Origin of the sequence: Halocola ammonii, from assembly GCF_049334165.1 — a bacterium.
Classification (GTDB): Bacteria; Bacteroidota; Bacteroidia; order Flavobacteriales_D; family Sanyastnellaceae; genus JBEGHD01.
Genome location: NZ_JBEGHD010000001.1, coordinates 104,338 through 126,933 on the forward strand (window position 1 = coordinate 104,338; position 22,596 = coordinate 126,933).

The following is a 22,596-nucleotide window of genomic DNA, read 5'->3' on the forward strand; positions in this document are numbered from 1 at the left end:
AAAACTTACTACTTTTGCCGACTATGCCGAGTATCCGTCAGGAAAAAATAGCCAATGTCATAAAGCAAAGTCTGGCAGTGATTTTCCAGCAACAGAGCCACATGCTCTTTGGTGGAATGTTTATCACCGTAACGCAGGTGCGCATCACTCCCGACCTCAAGTTGGCAAAAGTCTACTTGAGTTTTATGGCCGTTAAAGACAAAAAAGAAGCACTCAAAAAAGTGCAGTCTGAGAAGAATCGCATCCGCAAACACCTCGGTGAAGAAGTTGGCAAGCAATTGCGCCTGACTCCCGACTTGCAATTTTACATTGACGACTCTATCGACTACGCTCAGAAAATCAACGAGCTGTTAAAATAATCCTCATGCAGTACGATCCGATAAAACGCTCACTGGGAAACGTATTTAATAGATCTCCATTTCTTCGCAAGACATTCTACAAGCTCCTCGACTTGTTGCTTTTGCGTGCATGGCATGTTCACCGCGAGCTTCGCAAATGGGCAAAAGACTACCCAGAGAAAGCGCATATTCTCGATGCCGGAGCCGGCTTTGGGCAGTACACCTACTACATGAGCAACATGAGCCGCAATTACTGCATTTTGGCTGTAGACGTGAAATCTGAGCAAGTCTCCGACTGCAACAAATTTTTCCAGGCGATTGACCGCAAGCACGTGGTTTTTAAAAAAGGCGACCTCACGGAATTTAGAAAAGAAGAAGCTTTTGACCTGGTGCTTTGCGTGGATGTGATGGAGCACATCGAAGAAGATGTGAAAACAATGACAAACTACTGCCACTCGCTGAAGCCAGGCGGCATGCTTTTGATCTCCACTCCATCCGATCAGGGTGGATCTGACGTTCACGAAGATTCCGAAGAGAGCTTTATCGATGAGCACGTTAGAGACGGCTACAACATGGAGGAAATCAAAGAAAAGCTGAAAAAAGCAGGATTCTCCAAAGTTAAAGCGCACTACTCGTACGGGACTCCGGGTAAAATCTCCTGGCGCATTTCCATGAAGTGGCCGATGAAGATGCTCAACTTTTCGAAAGTCTTCTTCATCATTTTGCCTTTCTACTACCTGATTTTTTACCCAATCGCTTTTGTGCTCAATTACATCGACAGCCACTCGGTACACAAAACCGGAACCGGGCTGGTAGTGAAGGCGTGGAAATAAAAAAGCCTTCCCCGGGCGAACCGAAGAAGGCTTAACTCACGCAATTCCTAAGGGTGTTGGGTTGTAAGTTGTAGATAGAATAATTGATTCATTCTGCACCCCATCTTGCGATGAATGTTCTTCAAATATAAGTGCTCTTCTCTGGCAAAAGTGTAAGACAACCTTCGATAAGCTTTGTGGGAACTGTCTGACACTGAGAACTATTTGCATTGAGTGATTTGAGGAGACCACTACCACTGTGGCTCAATAGTAGCTTAACAATTGAGTAAGCCGAAAATATTACCTTATTTTTGCCCGGTAAATTTCTCAAGAACAAGGCCATGAGCAAAAGAAAAATATTAGTTCCCACAGATTTTTCGAAAATCGGTAACACTGCTATCGACCACGCACTGGTGACAGCCAAATCGCTCGATGCGGATATTTACATTCTCCATATCGTTGGCAATAAGAAGGACTTGCCCGAAGCGCAAAACATCCTTTCAGAACTGGCGAAGCAGGTTAAGGAAAATCACGGTGTTGAAGTAAACACTATTCCACGTATCGGATCGATTTACGAAGACATCGACAACGTTGGAGTTGAGATTGGTGCTGACCTGGTGATCATGGGAACTCACGGTCTTAGAGGAATGCAATTTATCACCGGTGGGCGCGCTATCAGAATTGTAACGAGCTCTTCAATTCCATTCATTGTTGTTCAGGAAAAGGGAATTGGTCCGGAAGGTTATGATGACATTGTGGTGCCGCTTGACCTCAGCAAAGAGACCAAGCAAAAGCTCAAGATTGTTTCCGACATGGCAAAGTATTTCAAATCTCGCATCCATCTGATTTCGCCAGACGAGAAAGATGAGTTCTTGAAAAAGCAACTCGAACGAAACATCAACTTTGCCCGTGAATTCTTCAATGAAAAGGGTATCAAGTACACCGTAAAGATCAAGGGAAAGTCTGAGAGTGGCTTCTCAAAAGCGGTAATCGCCCACGCCAAAGAAAGCAATGCAGACCTGATTTGCATTATGAATCTCTACGAGAAAAGTTTGATGGGAATGATTGGTGGAAAATATGAGCAGCGCATCATCACCAACGAACATCAGATTCCTGTGATGTGCGTGAACCCCGTGGAGACTTACGTGATGAACCGTTCGGTTTTCGCGAGCTAAACGCGGACGCCAATCACCAGAATATCGTCTACCTGTTCGTAGTCGCCCTTCCAGTCGAGGAGCGAGTCGATGAGTCGATCTTCCTGAGCTTTCATTGGGAGGTCTGAGATTTCCAGGATGAGTTCACGGAACTGTTTCTTCATAAACTTCTTTCCCTTTTCTCCTCCAAACTGGTCAGCAAAGCCATCGGAAAAAACGTATACGTTGTCGCCCTTCTTGAGCTGAATACTGTGATTGGTGAATTCAGGTGCGTCAGCATCAAAGTCGCCAATGGACATCTTGTCTCCGGGATACTGCCTGAGTTTGCCACCTCGCACAATAAAAATGGGATTTTGTGCTCCGGCACATTCAAGTTTCAGTGACTCCGTATCGAGCATACACATAGCCAGATCCATTCCATCGCGCGCTACAGTTGAGTTGTCTTCGCCAAATCGCAGGGCTTCACTAGCCAGGCGATTGAGGTTACTGAGGATTGATGCTGGCCGGGTAAATACCTTGGTTACCTGATTGAGGGCATTGTGACCAACGAGGCTCATGAATGCTCCTGGAACACCGTGTCCGGTGCAGTCTACGGCTGCCCAAATCTTCTTTTTGCCCAAATCCTTAAACCAGTAGAAATCTCCAGAAACGATGTCTCTCGGCCGGTAGAGCACAAAAGATTCTGGGAACATGTTGCTGATTTGCTCATCCGTAGGAAGAATCGTTTGTTGGATTCGCTTTGCGTAGTTGATGCTGTCGGTGAGGTCCTTGTAAAGATCAGTCACCTGCTCTTTTTGCTTCTCGATCTCTTCTTTTTGGTGTAGCACCTCGTTGGTTCGCTCAATAACTTTCGACTCCAGCACCCGCTCGTTTTCGGCCAGGCTGTCGCGCATTTTCAAAAGGGCGTGTCCCAGCTCATCGCTCTCACTGAGAGGTTGATAGCGCGCATTAAAATTTCCATTTCCAAGCTGCTGAGAAAATTCCTTTGTTCGGTTCAAGCCAGTCACCAGCCGATTCAAAGCGATGGTCATTTCTCCAATTTCATCGTTGGTAGCTTTCATGGGTTTGTGCGGATACATTCCCTTACCGAGGTAAAGCAGCGTCTTTTTGAGATGATTCACCGGCCGCACAATGGAGCGAATGGTGATCAGGGCAATCACCACTCCGAAAATTATGACGAAGGCAGAAATGTTCACCAGATAAATTTGCAGCGTGTCAAAGCTGCCGATCATGTCATCGCGGATATTTTTCTCATTGTTCTGAAGAAACTGAATGAGCTCTCCAAGTCCCTCCTGAATTTCGCTGTGAAAAGTCGGCACTTCTTCGCCCTGTTCCATGAGCAGCTCAGCGCGCATCACATTTTGAGGATCTTCGTAGCTCGCAAAATCGGGAAGCATGTATTCGATGTTTTCGTACATCAAAAACAAATTCTCAATCTCCACTTTTACACTTTGAAAGAGCTCTCGTTCTTGCTCTGTCCAGCTCTCGGAGTACTTTTCAATTTCGTTGATTTGGCTGGGAATGGTCTTGTTGACGAGGTGGCGAAGCTCAGCTTTCTCGGGCTCGTCTTCACGCGACTGGATGTAAACCCACTGACGTGCCAGCATAACCGATCGGGCAACTTCGTGGCGCAGGTTTTCAATGGCCCTCAGCGAGGGTGAATAAACCTCGTTGATTTGATCGTTGATCTGCCGGCTTTCCTGAAGCGTTTTGTTGGTGAGGTAAAAGACAAGGCCGACTGCAGCTATGAACAAGCCGAATCCGAGAGCTATTTTTCCAGATATAGAAAGCTTAAACTTCATGGCTGGCGTTGAAATTCCGGAAGTGATCAATCGCGGATCTCACCGGACTTGATCAACTCTTCCAATCGGTTTTTGTATTGATTCGACTTCTGCTCCTCACTCAAACTTCTGTAGATCGCCATCAATCCTTTTAGCGTTTCCTTTCGGTTGGGGCGCTGGCTATGGGCCTCCAGCATATAGGGAAGTGACTGCTTAAAGAGTTTTACGCTCTCGTCCTGAATCATGATCAACTCATAGATCTCGGTGTTGTAGTTCACCTGGCGAATTTTATAAGCTCCCTGATTGTAGTAGTTGATAGCGATGTTGTAGTTAGCCTGGTAGTCCGTGGGATCCATCTCAAGCACTTTCTTGTAGTACTCGATGGCCTTGTCGATATAAATCTGATTTTGCTCGCGATTTCTTTCGTAGAGCTTTCGATAGCCTGATCCGAGTGCTTTGTAAAGTTCGATTTTCTCTGCAGTGTAATCCTTGTCCGGATCAAAAAGCGGATAGAGGGAGCGGTACTTTTTGAAGAAATATTCCGGCTCGTTTTGATTTTGGTAAGTGAGATTGTAGGTGGCATCAACAGCATCGTTGAAGTAAGACACTGCCAGGAACTTGGCCGCCTTCCCGATGAGCTCATCGTACTTTCCTTCTTTGTCGAGTTCCACCGCCCGCTTGATTGAAGCCACGGCAATCTCCCTGTTTTCGGAATACTTGTCGCGATTGTCGCGCTGCTTGTAGATCTCTTTGAAAATATATCCTTTCACAAACCAGGCGTATGGATCCTTTGCCACAGCTGGGTTTCGCAGAGCATCCTCAATGGTTTCTCTCGCTTCCGAAAGCTCACCTGCTTCGCACTGGCGAGCGGCTTGTTTCACAAGATCAGACTGAGCCTGAGCGCCAAATGCGATCAGTAGCAAAAATGCGATATGTAGGATTGCACTTTTCATTTTATCGCCCAGTTTTTAATCTTATCTCCGAGAATTATTTTCCGCTGGTCCGCCTCCTTTTCATTTATTTCAAATCGAATGTTGCCTTCCTGCACCACAAAGTTGATCATGACACCTTCATCGAGAGCTCCCGAAAAATCGGATATGATCATTGTGCTTTTCTTCGATAACTTCTTGGTGAGTTCAGAAAGTTCTTTTCGTTTTTCCTTGGAAACGAAGAGTACATGCGGCCTTTTTATCTCACTCACAGACTCGAACTGTGTAACCTCGAGCATCTGACTTCCGATCGACTTGGTGGCGTACTTGTCCAGCAATTCTTCGAAGACATTTTCGTCACCGTAAACTCCAACGTGGAATTTACCCGATTTATATTCGTCAGGCCAATCGGAGTATTTCGAGAAGTTAAAGAGATAGTTTGCCTTGATCATGGCCACAGTGTTGGCTTCGTCAATCTGCGCGTCATCTCCCTCAGAGTTTGAAACCCCCGAGGAAACTAGCACCAGTGCCAAAAATGTTATACAAAGCCCTCTGATCAATATCTTACAAGTTAAGATGCGTTACTCTCTGTGCAGTTAACAAAAATAACTCTTGAGCTCCGCAGGCTGAGAAAAGGAGAATTTGTTTATCAACCTGTTGGTGTGTAAAATAGAAAGGTTGCGGGTTTGTGAGTAGTTGATGACCGTGGGAAGTAGGTAATTGGGGGATTGAGGTGACTTGGGGATTGAGGAGGCTCAAGCTAATACATTATTAAACTTTTACCGGCTAGTACCTGAGGGTGTCGAGATAAAGTAGAGACAAGGTGATGGGGCCTGTGCGGTTTTGATCATGATTTTTGGAATTTGGTGCTTCTGGGAAAAGTCCCAGTGGGACGACATTTTGGTAGATATTGGCATTTTCCAAATTTACAAAGCTCCAGAGGAGCGGCATTATGGTAAGTATTCCCAAGGGAAAAAGTAGTATTGAATGAAAAAAAGCACAACCAGCGTCCGCCAGTTGTGCTTTTCTAAAATTTATTGAAGGACTAAAATTCCTCCTCTTTAAATATTGAGTTTAACTCGGATCGATCATCGGAACATTCATGCTCTCCAGGTCGCGATCGAATAGGTAGAGACCACTTTTATTGTCTCCAATCAGTTCCACTTTGTCCACGAGTGTACGTGCCAGGCCTTCTTCTTCAATTTGCTCAGAAACATACCACTGCATGAAATTGTGCGTGGTGTAATCCTTCTCAGAAAGGCAGATGTCAACCACATTGTTGATGGCTTTGGTCACGCGAACTTCGTGTGCGTAGAGGGTTGTGAAAATATCGTGGATGCCTTTGAATTCCGCAGGCGGCTCATCGAGTTTTGGAATTTTCGCCTGTCCTCCACGCTCGTTGATAAACTTGATCAACTTAAGCATGTGCTCGCGTTCCTCGTCAGAATGAACGTAGAGAAAACGGGCTACTCCGTTGTATCCCTCTACCTCGGCCCAGCTCGCCATAGCCAGGTAAAATTGCGATGATTCGGCTTCAATCAGCACTTGCTCGTTGAGCGCTTTTTCTATCTTTTTTGCTATCATAGTCTTACTTTTTTCGGTTACTCAAAGCTAACGAATTCGCTCGATCTTCCCAGGTTGGGCGGTCAATTTAGAATGGTTCTTGCCTGAAAAAACCCAGAGAATTCCAGCTTTCCAGAAATTCTACTTTATCTCAACTCTAAAAACGCGTTCAGTGTTCTCCGTGATCCTAAAAGGATGTGCCACCCGAAAGCCGACAATCCAGGCAATTTCGCCTGCCGACTCGATCACCATAACCCGGTCTTTCTCAAAAACCGGCACTTTCTTCTGTATCAGGAAATCACTCACTTTCTGTTTACCGTTCATACCCAGTGGTTGGAATTTATCGCCCTGCTGCCAGAGTCGAAGAGTGAGCGGAAACGTCAAATTGTCGAGATCCAGGAAAGCCTGATTTGAATTAGCAGATTTAAAATCGTTCGAAACAGCCTCTTCCGAAAATTCCAACTTCAGAGGTTTATCGATTGAACTCTGTCCACGCTCAATTTGCTGGCTTTCAATTTCGTTATTCTGATTTGGAACAAAAACCAGATGCTCTCGCTCGCGGAAGATTTTTCCTGAATTCGTCTCCACAAACTTTCCCGACTGGCTTTCGGCAAGGTCTTTCACCTGATCGATCTGCACCGGCTCCAGACCCCAGCCTTCACTCAGGTGCTTCAAAAGAGCGCTTTTCTCGCGAACATCCTTCCAGCGCTTTAGGTCGAGATAAGACTTTTCACCTTCAGTGTGCACGAGTTTCTCTGTCAGACCAGCCAAATGATTTTCAATAGCTGGTTTCAGTTCTGCAAAATGATCGATAGCCTCTGCAATGTGTTTTGAAGCTCCGGGCTTTATTTTTTCCAGCTCGGGGATCACGAGGTTTCGCAGTTCATTTCGAGAGTAGTTGTTTTCAAAATTCGTTTGATCTTCTCTGAAAGGGACTTTCTCCGTTTCTGAAAACGCCCGAATCTCTTCTTTAGAAGCCCATAGCAATGGCCGGATGACCTTTCCGTTTTGTGGAGACATCGAAGACCAGGCGCGATAGCCACCTCCGCGAATAAGGTTAAAGAGAAATGTTTCTACGGCATCATCGCGGTGGTGGGCCGTGGCAATCTTTGAGTAGTCGAAGAGCTCACAGAGCTTCTCGAACCACTCGTAGCGAAGCCTTCTGGCAGCTTCCTGAGTTCCCACTTTCCATTTTGCTTTCGCTTTAGCCACATCAAATTTATTGCTGTTAAAAGCGATGTCGTTTTCTTCCGCAAACTGCTCTACCAGTTCTGCATCCAGATCAGATTCCTCACCTCTCAATCCAAAGTTGCAATGAGCAATTCCGAAGTCCAATTCGCTGTCGATAAAAAGCTGTGCCATCACCATCGAATCTACTCCGCCCGAAACGGCCAGCAGAACCCGATCGCTTTTGCTAACCAGTTGGTGCTCAGAAAAGTATTTCTCAAACTGAGTTTTCATCTTCCTTCGGATAAGATTCTGTAAATGAGTTGTTAAAATTAGGAGTTTTGGGCAACCTTTGAGCTTTAGCGAAGTATATTCGTAGGCATACAAATCATACGTCAAACAACTAAACAAAAATCAATGAAAAAACTCTTTACTCTTGCTGCGGCAGCGGTGCTGTCGTGGTCCGCAACTGCACAAAATGCCTCAGATTATTCAGCTGAGGTTGTTCTCAACTACAATGATGCGCTTTTGGAGTTTATCCCGGTAACCCCTGGTTTTACACCACCGGTGACTGCGCGCGCTTTTGGATATATCGGTCTCACTTTTTACGAATCTGTTCAGCCGGGAATGCCCGAGTACGGTTCTCTGGAAGGAATGGCCAACGAACTCAACTCAGTACCAGATCCAGTTTCGGGTCAGGATTACCACTGGCCCACTGTGGCAAACAACGCCATGGCATCTATCATTGACAGTCTTTTCTCTAATTTGAGTCCTGCGCACCAGGCTCAACTTGAGCAAATTCGTGATGATTACAACAACCAGTTTTCGGGTGAAGTAAGCACTGCGATTTACAACGCATCCGTTGATTTCGGTGTGGATGTGGCCAATGCCATCTACGATTACTCTGCCACAGACGGAGGTCACGAAGGACAGTTTTCCAACTTTCCAAATGACTTTACTCCGGCAGAAGGTCCTGGACTTTGGGAGCCGTTAGACGGTCAAAGCGCTCTTCAGCCTTACTGGGGTCAATTGAGAACATTCGTTGCTCAAAACAACGAAGAGTCAAACCTTCCGCCAGCACCACCTGCATTTTCAACTGATGAAGAAAGTGAATTCTACTCCTATGCCTTCCAGGTTTATGATGCGGTAAACAACTGCACGGAGGATCAGGCGAACATTGCTCAGTGGTGGGCAGATGGAGCCAACACCATCACACCTCCGGGACACAGCGTTAGTTTGATGACACAGGTTTGTGAAGAAACCAGTGCAACGCTCGAAGAAGCTGCAGTTTGCTACGCCATGCTCGGAATGAGCCTTTCGGATGCATTTGTGGCTTGCTGGAATTCGAAGTACATCCACAACCTCGTTAGACCGATCACTTACATTCAGGATCACATCGATGAAAACTGGGGAACAACAGTGGCGACACCACCATTTCCAGAATACGTGAGTGGTCACTCTTCGCAAAGTGGTGCTATGGGAGAAATCCTCACTTATCGTTTTGGCCCCAACTACTCTTTTTCTGACGACACCTGGGCCGGCACATTCGGTGAGGAGCGCTACTTTACAAACTTCTGGCACGCAGCCGAAGAAGCGGCAATCTCCAGAATGTATGGCGGAATCCACTACCAGTTTGGAAATGACGAAGGTCTTTTCCTCGGTGAGAGAGTTGGTGAAAACATCATTTCGCTATTCTCAACTGTTGGAGTTAAAGAATTCCAGGATCCGGCTGAAAACTTCAGCATGTATCCAAACCCGACTTCTGATCAACTGTTTCTGTCTACTTCCGACTTCGGTAAAAACACCATTCGCATCTTTAGCGCAACCGGCCGATTGGTAAAAGAAGTTGAGAACGTGAAGCAAATCAACACCAGCGAATTGAGCCAGGGAATGTACATTCTCGAATACTCAGCCGAAGGCATGCAAGCCCCGGTGAAAAAGCAATTTGTGAAGATGTAATCAGAATCTTCCACTGGCTGCTTCAAAGAAGTTCGCCAATGATTTTTAAGAGCCCTCGATCAAACTTGATTGTTGGGCTCTTTCTTTTTTATGACGCTTAATTCCAATGCATTATTTTTAGAGGTTAAACACTCTTCTACATGAGTCGCGACTTTAACCAAAAAGACGAAATTGAAATCGTTGAAAAGCGAAAAATAAAACGAATCACATTCGGCAATTTCGTGGCTTCAATTTTTGATGCCTTCAATCTCGAGCGCGGTTTAATTTTCACGATCAAACGGCTTTTTAAGAATCCGGGCAAGGCAGTTTCTGATTACCTTTCTACTGGACGGTTTAACTACACACCGCCCTTCCGACTACTTCTGGTAACTACTACCCTGATCATTTTGGTACTCAGCTTTTCCAGGTCAGGTAGTGAATTTATGAGTGGATTTACTTCAGAAATAGACAACGACAAGATCGTTCAGGACTTAAAATTCCTGGGACGGTTTCTCAACCTAATTTTCTGGATTTTCATCCCAATCATCGCGTTTTTTCAATGGCTTTTCAACAGGCGCAGTGGCTACAACTACGCTGAGATGCTGGTTTTTCACACCTACATCTACTCCATTATTAATCTGATTTCACTTATCCTGGTTTTAGATTATTTCATCAACGGAGCCATTCTGACGCTCATCCTGATGGTGGGGTCTTCGATCTACTACATTATTTCTTACAAAAGTTTTATGAAGAAAAGCTGGGGAAGAGCGATCTGGGAAATGATCGTTATCGGATCCATCAGCACCTTCATCTACACAGTTATCATCATCGGGCTTATTGCGGGTATTATTATTCTGGAGCTCGGCCTGCCAGAAGTGGATATCTAAACTCGCCAAACGACAGCTCTCAGGTCACCATCGTGAGACATTGAAACATCCAGTTTTCGGCCTTTGTAAAGTCCGTAAGGCACACGTGAAGAGTCTTTTTGTAGAGTGATTTTTTGGCTTTTGAAATTGATTGCTCTCGGTGCGGACTGATAGCTCTCGTACAAACTGGAAAACTCCAGATCTTCATTTAATTCAATTGCTGTGGCATGGATGTAATTACCGTCTTTTCGGCAAATACTTTTGAATCGAAGGTTTCCAATTTCAACCTGAAAGACAAACTCCTCTTCACTTACCTTGAATGCCTCGATGGAAATAGACTTCGGTTTAAAAATACGCTCCCTGTACTTCTTAAACCAGGATTTATAAACCGCCTCTTTCACCGCCCAAAACTTCGCCTCCAGAAGAAATGGATCGTCTGCAGCTTCTATCCAGTTTCTCTCCCGCTGGGTGTAGATTTTCTGTCGGAAACGGCTGAGTCGATCTCCAGACCTGCGCTTCCAGTTGGGAAGGTAAACGAGGTCATTGCCGATCATGATTTCTCTTTGAGCAGTCTTTCGGTAGCGTCAATAGCCTCACCCACAGTCAGCATTTTCTCGGCAGTGTCATCGTCAATTTCGATGTCAAACTCTTCCTCCATGTCGAGGATGATGTCGACCAGGTGAGCAGAATTGACCTGCAAGTCCTGGAGCATGTCGGTGTCCTCATTCACATTTTCAAAAGCCTCCTTGTTTTGCACGTAAGGCTCGATGACGGTTTTCAGTTTTTTGGTTATTTCCTCGCGGTTCATGGAGTGTATTTTTTGAATATGACACATGAGTTGACATCGCCAAAGCCAAAGCTCGACTTTGCCACGACATTAATTTCTGCCTCCTCGAATGTACGTACAATTCGTTGTTCGTCAATAATGGCAGAGATCCCTGGGTGAACCTCTTCGCAATTGATGCTCGGATGCAAGAAGTTCTGGCTCAACTGAAGAACGGCAGCTACGTTCTCTATGGATCCCGCTGCACTGAGGCAATGGCCAATCAGCGATTTTAGCGCGTTGATTCGAGGGAAGTCGGCTCCACTTCTGCCGAGTGCTTCCGACCAGTTTTTCACCTCAGCCACATCGCCTTTGGTAGCCGTGAGGTGACCGGAAATCAAATCAATTTCCTTTGCTCCAATTTCCGCATCTGCCAGCGCTCCGCGAATGCAGTTTTGAATTCCTTCTTCGTTTGGCGCAGTCATACTTCCGCCATTTCTCTGTCCACCGCTGTTGAGGTGTCCACCGAGAACTTCAGCGTAGATTTTAGCTCCGCGGGTTTGAGCTGATTCAAGCGATTCGAGAATTAATGCCCCTGCTCCACTTCCGGGAACAAAACCTCCAGCGTCTGCAGCCATCGGTCGGCTTGCTGTTTGGGGGCTCTCGTTGTGCTTTGCGTTCAGAACCCGCATGGCATCGAAACCTCCCCACACGTAAGGTCCACCGGCATCGCAACTTCCCGCGATCATGATTTCCGCCCTTCCTCTTCGAATGTGATCGGTCGCCAGAATCACCGATTCAGTTCCGGTGCTGCAGGCACTGGCATTTGTAGTGACCCAGTTTCCGAGGCCAAATTTCCCGCTCAGGAAAGCACTGATTCCGCTGGGCATGGTTTGCTCGACTGTTGAAGTGCCGAGTTTTCTCACCTTGACGTCATCGGTTTTATAGATCGCTTCTCTCAGCGTCTGAATTCCCGAGATGCCAGCACCGAAAACGGCTCCACGGCCCCAGTGGGTTTGGCCCTCTTTTTCATCTGGAATTTCGAGTCCGGCAGAAAGCCAGGCCTCACGAGCAGCGAGTACACCGTAGATTACGCCATTTGCTTTTAGGCGCTTTCGCTCGAGAGGTGAAAAGTTGGCGTCCAGCATTTCTTCAGAAAGGTTTGGCGCACCGCCAACCTGGCACCGAAAGTCCAGTTCCTCCAATTCTGGGAAATAAGTGATTCCACTCCTCCCGGCTTTTAGAGCCCCGGTGAAATCTTCAACTCCAGTTCCATTTGGCGCGCAAACGCCCAGCCCTGTGACGACAACTCTTCTGTTCATTTTTTTATTATCTGGTTCATTTTCAATTCTTCCTTGGCCATGTCTCGACTCCGCTAAACTTCCGCAGAAGCTTCAGTTTACTCAGTCGACAACCGGCCTTCGCACAAATGAATCAATTGATACCCCCGATTATTCATCTTACTGGTGTAAAATCTTCACCATCCCACTCAGCTCGCCCACACAAACGCGCTCTTCTTTCTCATTGTAGAGTTCAACCAGACAGTTCAGTTTTCCGAGCCTCCAGTATTTTTTTCTAGAAATCACATGCACCTTCTCACCGGGGTAAACCGGATTTTCAAACATTACTTTCGACTCGGTGAAGGCAAAAGCAGGCTGACCGTTTTCGGAGATCGATTCGTCATTCATAGAAAGGTAAATTCCCAAGCAGGCTACGCCAATTTGTGCCATGCACTCGGTGAGAATCACTCCGGGAGTAACCGGGCGATCTTTGAAATGACCAGCATAAAAGTGCTCGTCTTCGCGGAACGTGTAAACTCCTTCGATGCTGTTTTCATCAATTCTCAACAGCTCGTCCACAAATCGAAATGGCGGACCATAAGGAAGAATTTCCAGTATTTTTTCTTTTACATCTTTCATTTCACGCAATGTTTTCTCCTCCGTCAACCGGAATTACCGCTCCGTTGATCCACTTTGATTCGGGTTTCGAAAAAAGATAAACGGCATTGGCCACATCTTCCGGTGTTGTCAGACGGTGATAGGGATTTCTTTTCAGGCTTCCTTCAATCAGCTTGTCGCTGCCGGGAATCATTCGCAGTGCCGGAGTGTCGGTGATGCCAGGTTGCAAAACATTTGCTCTCAGTCCGAGAGGCGCCAGCTCCAACGCCAAATTTCTGTTGATGGATTCGAGAGCACTCTTGGCGGCAGCAACAGCTCCGTAATTCCGCCAGGCTTTTCGAGCACCTTCGCTCGTGAGCGCAAGAAGTGAAGCATCTTCGGAAAACAAACTGCGACTCAAAATCGCCTTCGCCCAGGAATAGTAGCTCACGGCCATGGCGTTGATGGTGATTGAAAAATCATCTTCCGAAAGCGTGTTTTCTACACTTTCGCCCTGACTTTTGGGTGCCATAGGTTTTAAGTTTCCTTTGGCCAGCGAGTGAAGCATGAGATCGACTTTCACACCAGCTTCTGACAACTCGTCCAAAATGGAGTTGATGTTTTCTTCTTTGAGCGCATCGGCATTGAAACTGCGAATTTCGATTCCACCTCTGCGCCAATCCTCAAAAGCCTCCTCTACTTTTCGGGCATCGCTCTTTCTGCTGCGATACACCAGCACGAGGTCAAAACCTTCGCTGGCGAGTTTCTTTGCGGATGCAAAACCCATCCCGCTGCTGGCACCGAGAATGATAGCGGTATTTTTGTTTTTATTCAATTTTTATTTGTTTTCATTTTTAAGTTAGACCATTATGTCGCTCCTCCGGAGCTTGTTCGTTGTTGGCTCTGTCATTGGCTACCAAAATGTCGTCCCTCTGGGACTTTCTCCAAAAGCAACTAAGTGCTCCGAAATGCTGGAGTTTCTCACAGAGACCACCGAAAAAAAGCACCGAGCTCACCTAGCGTTTTTCACAATTGAATACCCTCCTGATCAACCTACCAAGATTTCTCTGTCTTCTCCGTGAAGTCTCTGCGAGCTCTGCGAGAACATCCGTAGCTGCAAGCAACTCCCACCTTCGTTCTTCTACGCTGGGCAAGCATAAGTCAAAACAGATCTGCCCTAACTGCACGCATTCCAACTTTCGTTTCACTACGGTCGGCAAGCGTAATTCATAATTGACACTTTCATAACTCAATCACTCCCATTTCAACAACAACCGCTGCGCGGAAAAGCCAGGACCAAAACTCAGCATCAATCCGTAATCGTCTTTTTTCACTTTCACGTTTTCGAGGTATTCTTCCAAAACATAAAGAACTGTTGCGCTGCTCATGTTTCCATAAACCCGCAACACTTCCCTGGTGACATCGATGTGTTTGCCGCGTGCATGCAGCAATTCCTCAACCATCTTCACGATTTTCTTTCCTCCGGGATGAAAAATAAAATGCTCCACATCGTCCACCTTCAAATCATTTCGCTCCAGGAAAGGCAACAAAATCCGATCGAAGTGCTCCTCAATCTTTTCGGGAACTGACGGGTCGAGCACCATTTTCAAACCGGAGTTTTTCAGGTCGAAACCCATCATTCGCGATTCATCAAAGAAGTGATACATCGCCCGGTCGACAATTCTCGGCAAGAGTTTTTTATCGTCAGGACCCAGAATCGTGCAAGCAGCTCCATCGCCAAAAATGGCGGCACTCACCATGTTGGTCATGCTGTAATCATCGAGCTGAAAAGTACTCGTTGGTGATTCCAGAGCAATCACAGCAGCTCGTTTGTCGGGTTGCGATTTGAGCAAGTCGTGGGCGTACATTAGAGCAGAAGTCCCGGCAGCACAACCCATCTCCGTTACCGGCAGGCGCATGATGTCCTGCTTCATTTTGAGTCGGTTGATGAGAAAAGCATCTACCGATGGAATCATAATTCCCGTGCAGGAAACCGTGATGATGTAATCGATGTCTGTAGGTTTGAGCTCCGCTTTGGCAAGTGCTTTTCGCAAAGCATCCTCCGCCAGGTCTGTCATTCGCTCCGAGTAGAGGTTGTTCTTTTCTTCGAAAGAAGTTTGTGTAAAAACCTCTTCTGGCGACATGATGCTGTAGCGCTTGTCCACCTGAGCGTACTTAAAAATCCTGAGAACTTTGTCGCGAAAGCGTTTCGGTTGATCGCTCAACCAGCTTTCTACAAATGGCAGAATCTCTTCGGTCGTTCTTGTGTACTGGGGTAATGCTTTGGCGGTGGAGAGTATTTTGGTTGTCAATATTTTTTAGTGTTTGGTGTCGATGATGGCCACCCAGCGAAACGCCCAGCGCCATTTCAATTTAAAGTTTTTGAGATCTGCTTTGTTCAGCAGCCTGTTCCAATCCTTTTTGGTGAAACTCTTTTTTACACTCAACTTCCCATCGTGGCGGCTGATGTGAGAAAATCGAAAAATACGAGAAGTCAGTCGAAAAAGCTGATACGGAATCCAGTTTCGCTGCAAATCGTTGATGACAATGAATCGCGAGTTTTCGGCAGCCCTTTGCAGCAGCTCCACAATCTGATCATCGCTAAAATGATGCAGCACCAGATTGAAAAGAACGATATCGAAATTTTCTTCGGGCCAATTTTCAAAAAGATCGGCACACACAAAATGAATGTTATCGAACGCTGCATTTTCCTTTTTGGCAAACTCCACGGCCGTTGAGTTGGCATCAAGCCCCACAAGTTCAAGTTTGCGGTTCTTAAAAATGGGGGTTTTGGCCAGGGCAGCCAGCGTATCGCCTCCTCCACAACCCAGGTCGGCAATTCTCCAGTTTGATTTTGGGTCATCGCTGAGAATTTCCCTCACCGCACTAATGGCAATTTGATGTCCACCGAGCAGGCGATTTACTTTTCCGAGCTCGCGAAGATTTTCTGTCAGATCATTCCCAGTCAGCTCCAAATCGTCCAGTATTTCAGGCTCTCGCGAACGTTCTCTAATCTTTAGCATTGTTATTCTACTGGTTTTCCGTGGGCCATTTTGGAAGCTCGCCCCAGCAATGGCGGAAATGTGCGCATTAAGCCAAGAGCCGCTCCGGTCAATCGCGGCTTGCCGAAAAGCTTACTCGCCTTGCGGCCAAAATAAAGCCTCGAGCCAAATTCATTTTTCCACGCTTTGCCGTAGCTTTTTTCCATCTCTTCTCTGGAGCAATTGCCGCTCAAAAATTGGTGAATTGCATCAGAACAAATCTGTGCGCTGTGAATGGCCATGGCCATGCCGTTTCCGCAAAAAGGATGAATCAAACCGGCCGAGTCGCCACTCATCATCACGTGATCTTCGACAACCGGCTTTGGGTCAAAGTTGATCTGGCTGATCACAAGGGGTGACTTAAAAATCGGACTTGAATTCTCGAAGAAACTCTTGAGGTGAGGATTTTGAGCGAGGTGGTTCATCTCCATTTCCTCTATTCCAGAATATTTTTCCAAAACTTGCTGATCTACCAGGTAGCAGAGGTTCACCGCTCCGGTTTCCACTTTTGACAGCCCGCAGTAGCCACCATTAAAGTTGTGCAGCTGAACCAGATTTTCCTGAAAGTCTGACTCGTAGTGGCACTTCACACCAACGTAGGAAGTTCGCTTTTGCATAAAACTCCTGTCCAGTTCCTTGTCGAGATTGCTGCGCTTGCCAAAAGCTCCAATCACAACCTGCGCTTTCACTTCCACTCCGCTTCTTGTCTTCAGGAAAAAGTGATCTGCATCGAAAGCCAGTTGTTTCACTCGCTCGTTGATCAAAACTTCAGCTCCCGACTTTTGGGCAACATCGGCCAGATGATCATCAAAAGCAAAACGGCTGATTCCGAATCCAGCGAGGTCTAGCTCCGATCCGACAACTTTGCCCGAAAGGTCGCTGATCTCGAGTCGATCAATTTCAGCGACATTTAAATCAGTCGGAAAAGCTCCGAGTCGATTGAGATAAGGCCTAATCTCGTTGCTCACAAATTCACCGCAAACTTTGTGTTTGGGAAATTTGTCTTTTTCGAAAAGCACCACCGAGTAGCCCCGTTGCGAGAGGTCAATCGCGTTCACCAACCCGGCCAGCCCGCCACCGATGATCGCTATTTGATAATGACTTTTCATCTGTGGCTTCAGGGCGGTGAGTGGTTTTAATCTTTGGGTTCAAGTGCTTTTCGCAGCTCAGGAAATTATTCCAAAACTATCACTGCTGCGGGGTCAAGCACCTCAAAGGTAAACGATTCGGTGAAGTACAAATTCACATTTTTCACTTCGTGGTAGTCGTAGCCGACAGACAAGTCTCGACCGAGGGTCAACCTGAAGTCGCCTCCGCGCTGCGACACCAAAAAGGCATCTTTGATGTGATGGGAGAAAATGATTTTACCACCCAGCAATTTTTCAACTTGTTTTTTCAACGGATAGCCGGAATCAATGTCGCTGGCCAGTTTTTGCCATTTGTCTTTATCAACTACCAGCGAATAAGGACCTTCCACTCCGGCTTTCTTAAACATGCTCAGCCCTTGCGCAATCGTCTGGAGCAGTTCTGAATTCTCGCCAAACTTCAACTTCTCGTGTTCACTAGCATCTTTCAAACCTTTAATCCCGGCCTTGTTCATACCGTAGTAAATCGCTTTCTCTTCAAATTCAGCAATGGCGTTAGCCGCGTCTTCCAGGTTGTCGAGTTCCACGTCTTCATTTCCGCGCTCAGCATTGTCAAGCTCCCACACGTTGAGTTTAAAACTCACTCGCGGTTCCACCAGCGGCTGCACTTCGTGAATTCCGTACTGTAAACTTCCCTTTTGTCCTTTAGGGATTTCCAATCGGCCTTTGCTCACCGATCCGTAGTCCCAACCTTTGGGTCCGTCCACGTCCACAAACTTCCGCGCAGAAAGCACCGAGCTAAAAATCTCAACTGATTGTTCATCTATTTCGTCCCAGGCCTTGTCGGCAATGGGCGCCAAACTTCTTCTCAATAAATCCATTTCTGTAGTCTCCTTTTGTTTTTAGTGATCAATTTTTCCAATTCCGAGTCCCTTGTCAGCACCACCTTTTTTACCAGACGATTTTCCTGTAGCCTCTTTTTCAGCTTTCAGAATGTCGCCCTCGCTAAACAGGTAGGTGCGCAATTGCTCGTCCCATCCAGGCTGATTTCTCCTCAACCACTCCAGGGTCATGCAAGCGTGTTCCATCTCCTCGTTGCGGTTGTGCTCCAGTATTTTTCGAAGTTGTTCGTCCTCGCAAGGATCGATGCGCTGCTGATACCAGTCAATCGCCTCAACCTCTTCTTGCAAGGTGTTAAGAGCGCGTCTGTATTCGCGCGTTTCTTTGCTGAGCTCTTCAGCCGGTTCGTGAAATTCTGACATGTCTTTTTTGTTTTGGGTTTCAAATAAAAAATCAACGACCACCGACCCGAAAAGATCGACAGCCATTGATTTAACAACAAGAGAATCGTAAGATGTTCAAATTTTTGGGCGCCCACCGCTCAATCGCGGTGCCGGGCTTTCCGCTATATCTTGCCCTCAGCCGGGCAAGGATGCCGCGTCAATCCCTGGCGCGGGGCGTAGTAAAGACACTGCGATTAAGGCTACTTGAAAGTTACCTTGCCAACTTTCTGCTTATTTCCGTCAAGGGTATACATAAACAGATGACCGCCATCACGAGATGCCTCAGAAAATCCTGGCACCAGAAGTTGTCCTGTTTCGTCATTGTTACTCAGTAATTCCGAACTCACATTTCCCGATTCATCCACAATTGTCCACGCTGTAAAGTTGGTTTTGAGGGTCGATCGACCCATTCCTTTTTGCTCTTCTTCAGAATAGAAAAACTCACCCGCTACATTGTAGAAAAGATGGATCTGTCCATTCTTAAATACAGGGTACGTATAAGCCTCATGGAAGTCAGGACTCCGGCTCTCGAGCTCTTGCTTTTTATCAACCATAGAAATCCACTGAATCTCACCTTCCGAGCTCGCTGACACCGTGATTATGTCCATGGTTTTCATGAAGTATTTAGTGTCTGATTCACTGTCAAAATACTGTTCAGCAACAAATTGGAAACCATTTGTACTTGCATTCAAACCTCTCAACTCCATTTCTATTTCTGGTCTATACCTGGATTCCGCACCGAGTAAACCTTTTCGAACCATGCTTTTAGCAATAACACCACTTGCGAACTCGTCCGCACTTGACCCTGTAATTCTCATACTGTTCGGGTCAACACTAAAAACAAATGCACCATCAGTCGTAACATCCTCGTCAGACGTGATGTTGTTGCTAAAGATGCCTCCGACAAGCAGGTTATCTGATGATGCAAAAGCATAATCCGATATCAAAACACGTCTATTCTCTAAATCAAGATTGAGATACTTTTCTGTACCCTCAGAAATTGAATATTTATAAAGTAGCAGCCGGTCCATTTTTGGCTTTTCTCCGAGAGAACGGCTTTCAAGACCCGGTTCCTTTTTGTTCTCACTGATCAATTGAATAAAAAGATCCCCTGACCCAGTCGCTCTGGGGACAAAATGAATCGGGTTGTAGAAAGAAGTCCATTTCATAATCGGCTCAATATCATAATCCTCAAGCTCGAGTACAATTTCTTTTTCATGCTGCAGATTCATTTCCAAATCGAAAAGCTTGTAGTCCACTTGCATGCCATACTTATTGTTTAAAATAGCGATTTTAGACTCATCCTCTGAAAAGAGGACTTCAAAGGAACCTCTATAATATTTGTCCGGCAGCCTCTCTTTCGTTGACCAAAATACTTTTGGTGAAGCTGTAACCCTGAAAGACTTAATGTCGATTTTTAGAAACGCAAGTTTATCAGACTTTTCAATCTCCGAGTCGTCTTTCAAAAAGACAAATAATTCATCTCCTACAACAAGTAGTTTGACAAACTCTGCTTCACCTTCAGCAAATTTGCCAGAAACTTCGATCGTACCTGCGAGATTCATATTCCCGTCAAACTTTTCTACTGTAATATCTCTTCCCGCTTTGACAATGAAAAAATCACTATTTGCTACAATGGTTTGCTCAACCTCCTGCTTGCGTGAGTTCTTAACCTCCTCGCTCCACTGAATTTCTGCTTTCTCGGTAAGATCCTGGGCTGTGAGTGAAATAGAAATAAAGGCTGACATTAGTCCAATGAATAGTTTGCGCATAGCTCAATATTTTGGTTAGAATTCTGCAAGGAAAGAATATTTGATCAGTTTCTCAACTTTAACTCCTGATAGCGAGAGTTAGGAAAATGATTCAGATCATCAGTTTCTAAAAAAGACATGACAAAGATCAGTTCTAAACAACACCTCTATGACATTCTCGTGACAAAATGGAGACATTCGGTTTCGATCTTTGTCAACGTTGAAAAAAGAACTGCGTGGAAGAGCTAAAAGTAATTGCATTAACCCATAAAAACCTCAGCCTCGAAGACATTGGCAAGTTTCACCTTGCCGATGACGAACGCGAATCGAGACTGCAGGAAATCAAAGAAAAATTCGGATTTGACGAATTGATGTTTCTCAGCACGTGCAATCGTGTGGAGATCGTCCTTTCGGTAAACCGTTTTTACTGCATGGGCCAGGCAAGAGAATTGCTTCAGGAACTCTCCAGCGATGTGCATCCAGATTTTCTTCAGCGCATCGTGCACAAAGTTGAGCTCTTCTCGGGTCGTGCTGCGCTCGAGCACCTCATCAAAGTAGCTTCATCGCTCGACTCGATGGTGATTGGCGAACGCGAAATCATCACGCAGGTGCGCAAAGCATTTGAAGAAAGCCGTCAGTTCGGAATTTCAGGCGACCTCTGCAGATTGGTGATCAAGCAAACCATCGCTTCGGCAAAAAGAATTTACACCGACACGCACATCGCTCGCAAACCGGTTTCTGTGGTTTCGCTGGCCTGGCAACGAATTCTTTCCAAAAAACTCCCGAAAGACTCCAGAGTGCTGTTGATCGGTGCCGGACAGATCATCCGCAACATGAGCCGCTTTTTGCAAAAAGGGAAGTTCGAAAACGTGACTGTTGCCAACCGCACCCTCCACAGGGCTGAATCAATTGCCGACCTTTTCGAAAACGGCAAAGCCATTTCTCTCGAAGATCTTTCGACCTACGAAGGCGGCTTCGATTTGATGATCACCTGCACCGGTTCTGACGAAGCAGTGATCACAGAAAAAATCTACGATCAGCTCACCAAAGGTGAAGACACACACAAAATCATTTTCGACCTGGCTCTTCCGGCCGATGTGGATCCTACTCTGACCAACATCCACGACATCGACTACACCGGCATGCCGCAGCTCAAAACTGTAGCCGACAAAAACATCGCTGAGCGATCCAAAGAAGTTGAGCGCTGCGAAAGACTGGTTCAGGAAGGCATGGCCGAGTTCGACAAAATGCACGAGCAGCGTCAGATTGAGATCGCTATGCGCGATATCCCCAGAGCGATCAAAGAAATTCGCGAGACAGCCATCGGTGAAGTCTTCGCCAAAGACCTCGAAGGCCTCGACTCTGAAAGCCGTGAAGTCCTCGAAAAAATCATGGGCTACATGGAAAAGAAATACATCAGCGTTCCCATGAAAATGGCCAAGCAGGTGATTTTGGAGAGTAAGGGGCGGAGTTGATAGTTTTGTCTGATGTTAGGTCAGTCCTTTTTCTTACCTTTAGATAAAATCAGTCGTATGGACTCCATCAAAGTAGATATATTAAACCCCACTGCTAAAAAGTTACTAAAGGCTCTGGCGGAATTGAAGCTTATAAGAATTCGTCCAGAGAAATATGACTCTACTGAATTCTCCGCCTTTCTAGAACAAATCCGATCGAAGTCTCAGGAGCCCTTGTCTCTTGATGAAATCACAAAAGAGGTCGAAGATGTAAGGAAGAAACGCAATGAGTAAATCCCGGGTCATAGTTGATACCAATCTCTGGGTTTCATTTCTAATCACTAAAAGTCACCAAGTTTTCGAAAGGCGGATCTCTGAGAATAGAATTGCCCTAATATTTTCAGAAGAATTGATTCTTGAGTTGGTTGAAGTCCTCAATCGTCCCAAGTTTTCAAGATATTTCTCCAAAGAGGACATTGAAAATTTGCTTTTGATAATAGAAAATATCTCTGAGTTGATTATCTGCACATCGCGAACTCGAGTTTGCCGGGACGAAAAGGACAACTTCCTTCTTGATTTGGCTAAAGATGGGCAAGCCGATTATCTCATTACTGGCGATAACGACTTGCTGGTCTTAAAAAATTTTGACGGCACCCAGATAATCAGGTTTTCCGAATTTGAACAATTGTTTTCCTAATTTGAGACTATCAAAGAAACAAGTTAGCGTCCCTACGAAAAATGGCCAAGCAGGTGATTTTGGAGAGTAAGGGGCGGAGTTGATTCCTGATACCGAG

24 protein-coding genes are annotated in these 22,596 nt (G+C 46.0%); 8 read left to right on the forward strand and 16 right to left on the reverse strand.

Translation table 11 applies throughout. The annotated features are described in order from the left end of the window. The first annotated feature begins 23 nt into the window (after positions 1-23). The 3 genes from rbfA to ABHV44_RS00420 all read left to right on the forward strand — a co-directional run bounded on the left by rbfA (position 24) and on the right by ABHV44_RS00420 (position 2,325). Entirely contained in the window at positions 24-359 is a 336-nt protein-coding gene (gene rbfA / locus ABHV44_RS00410; protein ID WP_459072654.1) for a 30S ribosome-binding factor RbfA, read from the forward strand. Between the two features lie 5 nt (positions 360-364). Next, positions 365-1,171, forward strand: coding sequence for a class I SAM-dependent methyltransferase (locus ABHV44_RS00415; RefSeq protein WP_459072655.1), 807 nt, complete (start codon positions 365-367; stop codon positions 1,169-1,171). Positions 1,172-1,491: 320 nt separating this feature from the next. After that, positions 1,492-2,325 carry a universal stress protein gene (locus ABHV44_RS00420; RefSeq protein WP_459072656.1) on the forward strand — a complete coding sequence of 278 codons (834 nt, stop codon included), beginning with the start codon at positions 1,492-1,494 and terminating at the stop codon, positions 2,323-2,325. On the opposite strand, the gene ABHV44_RS00425 is transcribed toward ABHV44_RS00420, so the two are convergent. The 5 genes from ABHV44_RS00425 to tilS all read right to left on the reverse strand — a co-directional run bounded on the left by ABHV44_RS00425 (position 2,322) and on the right by tilS (position 8,038). After that, positions 2,322-4,106, reverse strand: coding sequence for a SpoIIE family protein phosphatase (locus ABHV44_RS00425; RefSeq protein WP_459072657.1), 1,785 nt, complete (start codon positions 4,104-4,106; stop codon positions 2,322-2,324). The genes ABHV44_RS00420 and ABHV44_RS00425 overlap by 4 nt on opposite strands. 26 nt (positions 4,107-4,132) lie before the next feature. Next, complete coding sequence (locus ABHV44_RS00430; protein ID WP_459072658.1) at positions 4,133-5,038, reverse strand: hypothetical protein; 906 nt, start codon at positions 5,036-5,038, stop codon at positions 4,133-4,135. Next, positions 5,035-5,538 carry a YfiR family protein gene (locus ABHV44_RS00435; RefSeq protein ID WP_459072659.1) on the reverse strand — a complete coding sequence of 168 codons (504 nt, stop codon included), beginning with the start codon at positions 5,536-5,538 and terminating at the stop codon, positions 5,035-5,037. The genes ABHV44_RS00430 and ABHV44_RS00435 overlap by 4 nt, the downstream gene beginning before the upstream one ends. A gap of 550 nt (positions 5,539-6,088) precedes the next feature. Beyond that, positions 6,089-6,598, reverse strand: a complete 510-nt coding sequence (locus ABHV44_RS00440) for a ferritin (RefSeq protein ID WP_459072660.1) — start codon at positions 6,596-6,598, stop codon at positions 6,089-6,091. A 120-nt stretch (positions 6,599-6,718) separates the two neighbouring features. After that, the gene (gene tilS / locus ABHV44_RS00445; protein WP_459072661.1) at positions 6,719-8,038 is read right to left on the reverse strand and encodes a tRNA lysidine(34) synthetase TilS; all 1,320 of its coding nucleotides are present in this window, start codon (positions 8,036-8,038) and stop codon (positions 6,719-6,721) included. A gap of 123 nt (positions 8,039-8,161) precedes the next feature. Between tilS and ABHV44_RS00450 the strand changes: the two genes are divergently transcribed. Together ABHV44_RS00450 and ABHV44_RS00455 are read left to right on the forward strand one after the other, a co-directional pair. After that, positions 8,162-9,703, forward strand: a complete 1,542-nt coding sequence (locus tag ABHV44_RS00450) for a T9SS type A sorting domain-containing protein (RefSeq protein ID WP_459072662.1) — start codon at positions 8,162-8,164, stop codon at positions 9,701-9,703. Between the two features lie 140 nt (positions 9,704-9,843). Next, positions 9,844-10,569 carry a DUF3667 domain-containing protein gene (locus ABHV44_RS00455; RefSeq protein ID WP_459072663.1) on the forward strand — a complete coding sequence of 242 codons (726 nt, stop codon included), beginning with the start codon at positions 9,844-9,846 and terminating at the stop codon, positions 10,567-10,569. On the opposite strand, the gene ABHV44_RS00460 is transcribed toward ABHV44_RS00455, so the two are convergent. The 11 genes from ABHV44_RS00460 to ABHV44_RS00510 form a co-directional block, all read right to left on the reverse strand. Then, positions 10,566-11,102 carry a 4'-phosphopantetheinyl transferase family protein gene (locus ABHV44_RS00460; RefSeq protein ID WP_459072664.1) on the reverse strand — a complete coding sequence of 179 codons (537 nt, stop codon included), beginning with the start codon at positions 11,100-11,102 and terminating at the stop codon, positions 10,566-10,568. The genes ABHV44_RS00455 and ABHV44_RS00460 overlap by 4 nt on opposite strands. Beyond that, a complete protein-coding gene (locus tag ABHV44_RS00465; protein WP_459072665.1) occupies positions 11,099-11,356 on the reverse strand; it encodes an acyl carrier protein in 258 nt (85 codons plus the stop codon). Before ABHV44_RS00465 ends, ABHV44_RS00460 begins: the two co-directional genes overlap by 4 nt. Further along, positions 11,353-12,633: a beta-ketoacyl-[acyl-carrier-protein] synthase family protein gene (locus ABHV44_RS00470; RefSeq protein WP_459072666.1), complete on the reverse strand. Its 1,281-nt coding sequence runs from the start codon at positions 12,631-12,633 to the stop codon at positions 11,353-11,355. The genes ABHV44_RS00465 and ABHV44_RS00470 overlap by 4 nt, the downstream gene beginning before the upstream one ends. 138 nt (positions 12,634-12,771) lie before the next feature. Further along, complete coding sequence (locus ABHV44_RS00475) at positions 12,772-13,230, reverse strand: 3-hydroxyacyl-ACP dehydratase FabZ family protein (RefSeq protein WP_459072667.1); 459 nt, start codon at positions 13,228-13,230, stop codon at positions 12,772-12,774. Position 13,231: 1 nt separating this feature from the next. Continuing rightward, on the reverse strand, positions 13,232-14,023 hold the full coding sequence (locus tag ABHV44_RS00480; protein WP_459072668.1) for an enoyl-ACP reductase FabI: 792 nt from the start codon (positions 14,021-14,023) through the stop codon (positions 13,232-13,234). A gap of 418 nt (positions 14,024-14,441) precedes the next feature. Next, positions 14,442-15,500, reverse strand: coding sequence for a type III polyketide synthase (locus tag ABHV44_RS00485; RefSeq protein WP_459072669.1), 1,059 nt, complete (start codon positions 15,498-15,500; stop codon positions 14,442-14,444). 6 nt (positions 15,501-15,506) lie between these two features. Continuing rightward, positions 15,507-16,211, reverse strand: coding sequence for a methyltransferase domain-containing protein (locus ABHV44_RS00490; protein ID WP_459072670.1), 705 nt, complete (start codon positions 16,209-16,211; stop codon positions 15,507-15,509). Between the two features lie 2 nt (positions 16,212-16,213). Further along, positions 16,214-17,338 (reverse strand): NAD(P)/FAD-dependent oxidoreductase, encoded by a 1,125-nt coding sequence (locus ABHV44_RS00495; protein WP_459072671.1) that lies wholly within the window; start codon positions 17,336-17,338, stop codon positions 16,214-16,216. A gap of 65 nt (positions 17,339-17,403) precedes the next feature. Then, positions 17,404-18,195: a family 1 encapsulin nanocompartment shell protein gene (locus ABHV44_RS00500; protein ID WP_459072672.1), complete on the reverse strand. Its 792-nt coding sequence runs from the start codon at positions 18,193-18,195 to the stop codon at positions 17,404-17,406. A gap of 21 nt (positions 18,196-18,216) precedes the next feature. Further along, positions 18,217-18,576 (reverse strand): encapsulin-associated ferritin-like protein, encoded by a 360-nt coding sequence (locus ABHV44_RS00505; RefSeq protein WP_459072673.1) that lies wholly within the window; start codon positions 18,574-18,576, stop codon positions 18,217-18,219. A 221-nt stretch (positions 18,577-18,797) separates the two neighbouring features. After that, a complete protein-coding gene (locus tag ABHV44_RS00510) occupies positions 18,798-20,369 on the reverse strand; it encodes a hypothetical protein (protein WP_459072674.1) in 1,572 nt (523 codons plus the stop codon). Between the two features lie 215 nt (positions 20,370-20,584). On the opposite strand from ABHV44_RS00510, the gene hemA reads away from it, so the two are divergent. Genes hemA through ABHV44_RS00525 form a run of 3 tightly spaced genes read left to right on the forward strand, consistent with a single transcriptional unit; the run spans position 20,585 to position 22,499 of the window. Beyond that, a complete protein-coding gene (hemA, locus tag ABHV44_RS00515; RefSeq protein WP_459072675.1) occupies positions 20,585-21,823 on the forward strand; it encodes a glutamyl-tRNA reductase in 1,239 nt (412 codons plus the stop codon). Between the two features lie 57 nt (positions 21,824-21,880). Then, complete coding sequence (locus ABHV44_RS00520; RefSeq protein WP_459072676.1) at positions 21,881-22,096, forward strand: hypothetical protein; 216 nt, start codon at positions 21,881-21,883, stop codon at positions 22,094-22,096. Continuing rightward, positions 22,089-22,499, forward strand: a complete 411-nt coding sequence (locus ABHV44_RS00525) for a putative toxin-antitoxin system toxin component, PIN family (protein WP_459072677.1) — start codon at positions 22,089-22,091, stop codon at positions 22,497-22,499. The genes ABHV44_RS00520 and ABHV44_RS00525 overlap by 8 nt, the downstream gene beginning before the upstream one ends. Positions 22,500-22,596: the final 97 nt, after the last annotated feature.

Bases quoted from the DNA above. Each gene is read 5' to 3' on its own strand.
- ABHV44_RS00500 (WP_459072672.1), bottom strand. From the start codon at position 18,195: ATGGATTTATTGAGAAGAAGTTTGGCGCCCATTGCCGACAAGGCCTGG.
- ABHV44_RS00520 (WP_459072676.1), top strand. From the start codon at position 21,881: ATGGACTCCATCAAAGTAGATATATTAAACCCCACTGCTAAAAAGTTA.
- ABHV44_RS00525 (WP_459072677.1), top strand. From the start codon at position 22,089: ATGAGTAAATCCCGGGTCATAGTTGATACCAATCTCTGGGTTTCATTT.
- ABHV44_RS00440 (WP_459072660.1), bottom strand. From the start codon at position 6,598: ATGATAGCAAAAAAGATAGAAAAAGCGCTCAACGAGCAAGTGCTGATT.
- rbfA (WP_459072654.1), top strand. From the start codon at position 24: ATGCCGAGTATCCGTCAGGAAAAAATAGCCAATGTCATAAAGCAAAGT.
- ABHV44_RS00415 (WP_459072655.1), top strand. From the start codon at position 365: ATGCAGTACGATCCGATAAAACGCTCACTGGGAAACGTATTTAATAGA.
- ABHV44_RS00505 (WP_459072673.1), bottom strand. From the start codon at position 18,576: ATGTCAGAATTTCACGAACCGGCTGAAGAGCTCAGCAAAGAAACGCGC.
- ABHV44_RS00510 (WP_459072674.1), bottom strand. From the start codon at position 20,369: ATGCGCAAACTATTCATTGGACTAATGTCAGCCTTTATTTCTATTTCA.
- ABHV44_RS00475 (WP_459072667.1), bottom strand. From the start codon at position 13,230: ATGAAAGATGTAAAAGAAAAAATACTGGAAATTCTTCCTTATGGTCCG.
- ABHV44_RS00450 (WP_459072662.1), top strand. From the start codon at position 8,162: ATGAAAAAACTCTTTACTCTTGCTGCGGCAGCGGTGCTGTCGTGGTCC.
- ABHV44_RS00420 (WP_459072656.1), top strand. From the start codon at position 1,492: ATGAGCAAAAGAAAAATATTAGTTCCCACAGATTTTTCGAAAATCGGT.
- tilS (WP_459072661.1), bottom strand. From the start codon at position 8,038: ATGAAAACTCAGTTTGAGAAATACTTTTCTGAGCACCAACTGGTTAGC.
- ABHV44_RS00490 (WP_459072670.1), bottom strand. From the start codon at position 16,211: ATGCTAAAGATTAGAGAACGTTCGCGAGAGCCTGAAATACTGGACGAT.
- ABHV44_RS00470 (WP_459072666.1), bottom strand. From the start codon at position 12,633: ATGAACAGAAGAGTTGTCGTCACAGGGCTGGGCGTTTGCGCGCCAAAT.
- ABHV44_RS00495 (WP_459072671.1), bottom strand. From the start codon at position 17,338: ATGAAAAGTCATTATCAAATAGCGATCATCGGTGGCGGGCTGGCCGGG.
- ABHV44_RS00465 (WP_459072665.1), bottom strand. From the start codon at position 11,356: ATGAACCGCGAGGAAATAACCAAAAAACTGAAAACCGTCATCGAGCCT.
- ABHV44_RS00455 (WP_459072663.1), top strand. From the start codon at position 9,844: ATGAGTCGCGACTTTAACCAAAAAGACGAAATTGAAATCGTTGAAAAG.
- ABHV44_RS00425 (WP_459072657.1), bottom strand. From the start codon at position 4,106: ATGAAGTTTAAGCTTTCTATATCTGGAAAAATAGCTCTCGGATTCGGC.
- ABHV44_RS00430 (WP_459072658.1), bottom strand. From the start codon at position 5,038: ATGAAAAGTGCAATCCTACATATCGCATTTTTGCTACTGATCGCATTT.
- ABHV44_RS00460 (WP_459072664.1), bottom strand. From the start codon at position 11,102: ATGATCGGCAATGACCTCGTTTACCTTCCCAACTGGAAGCGCAGGTCT.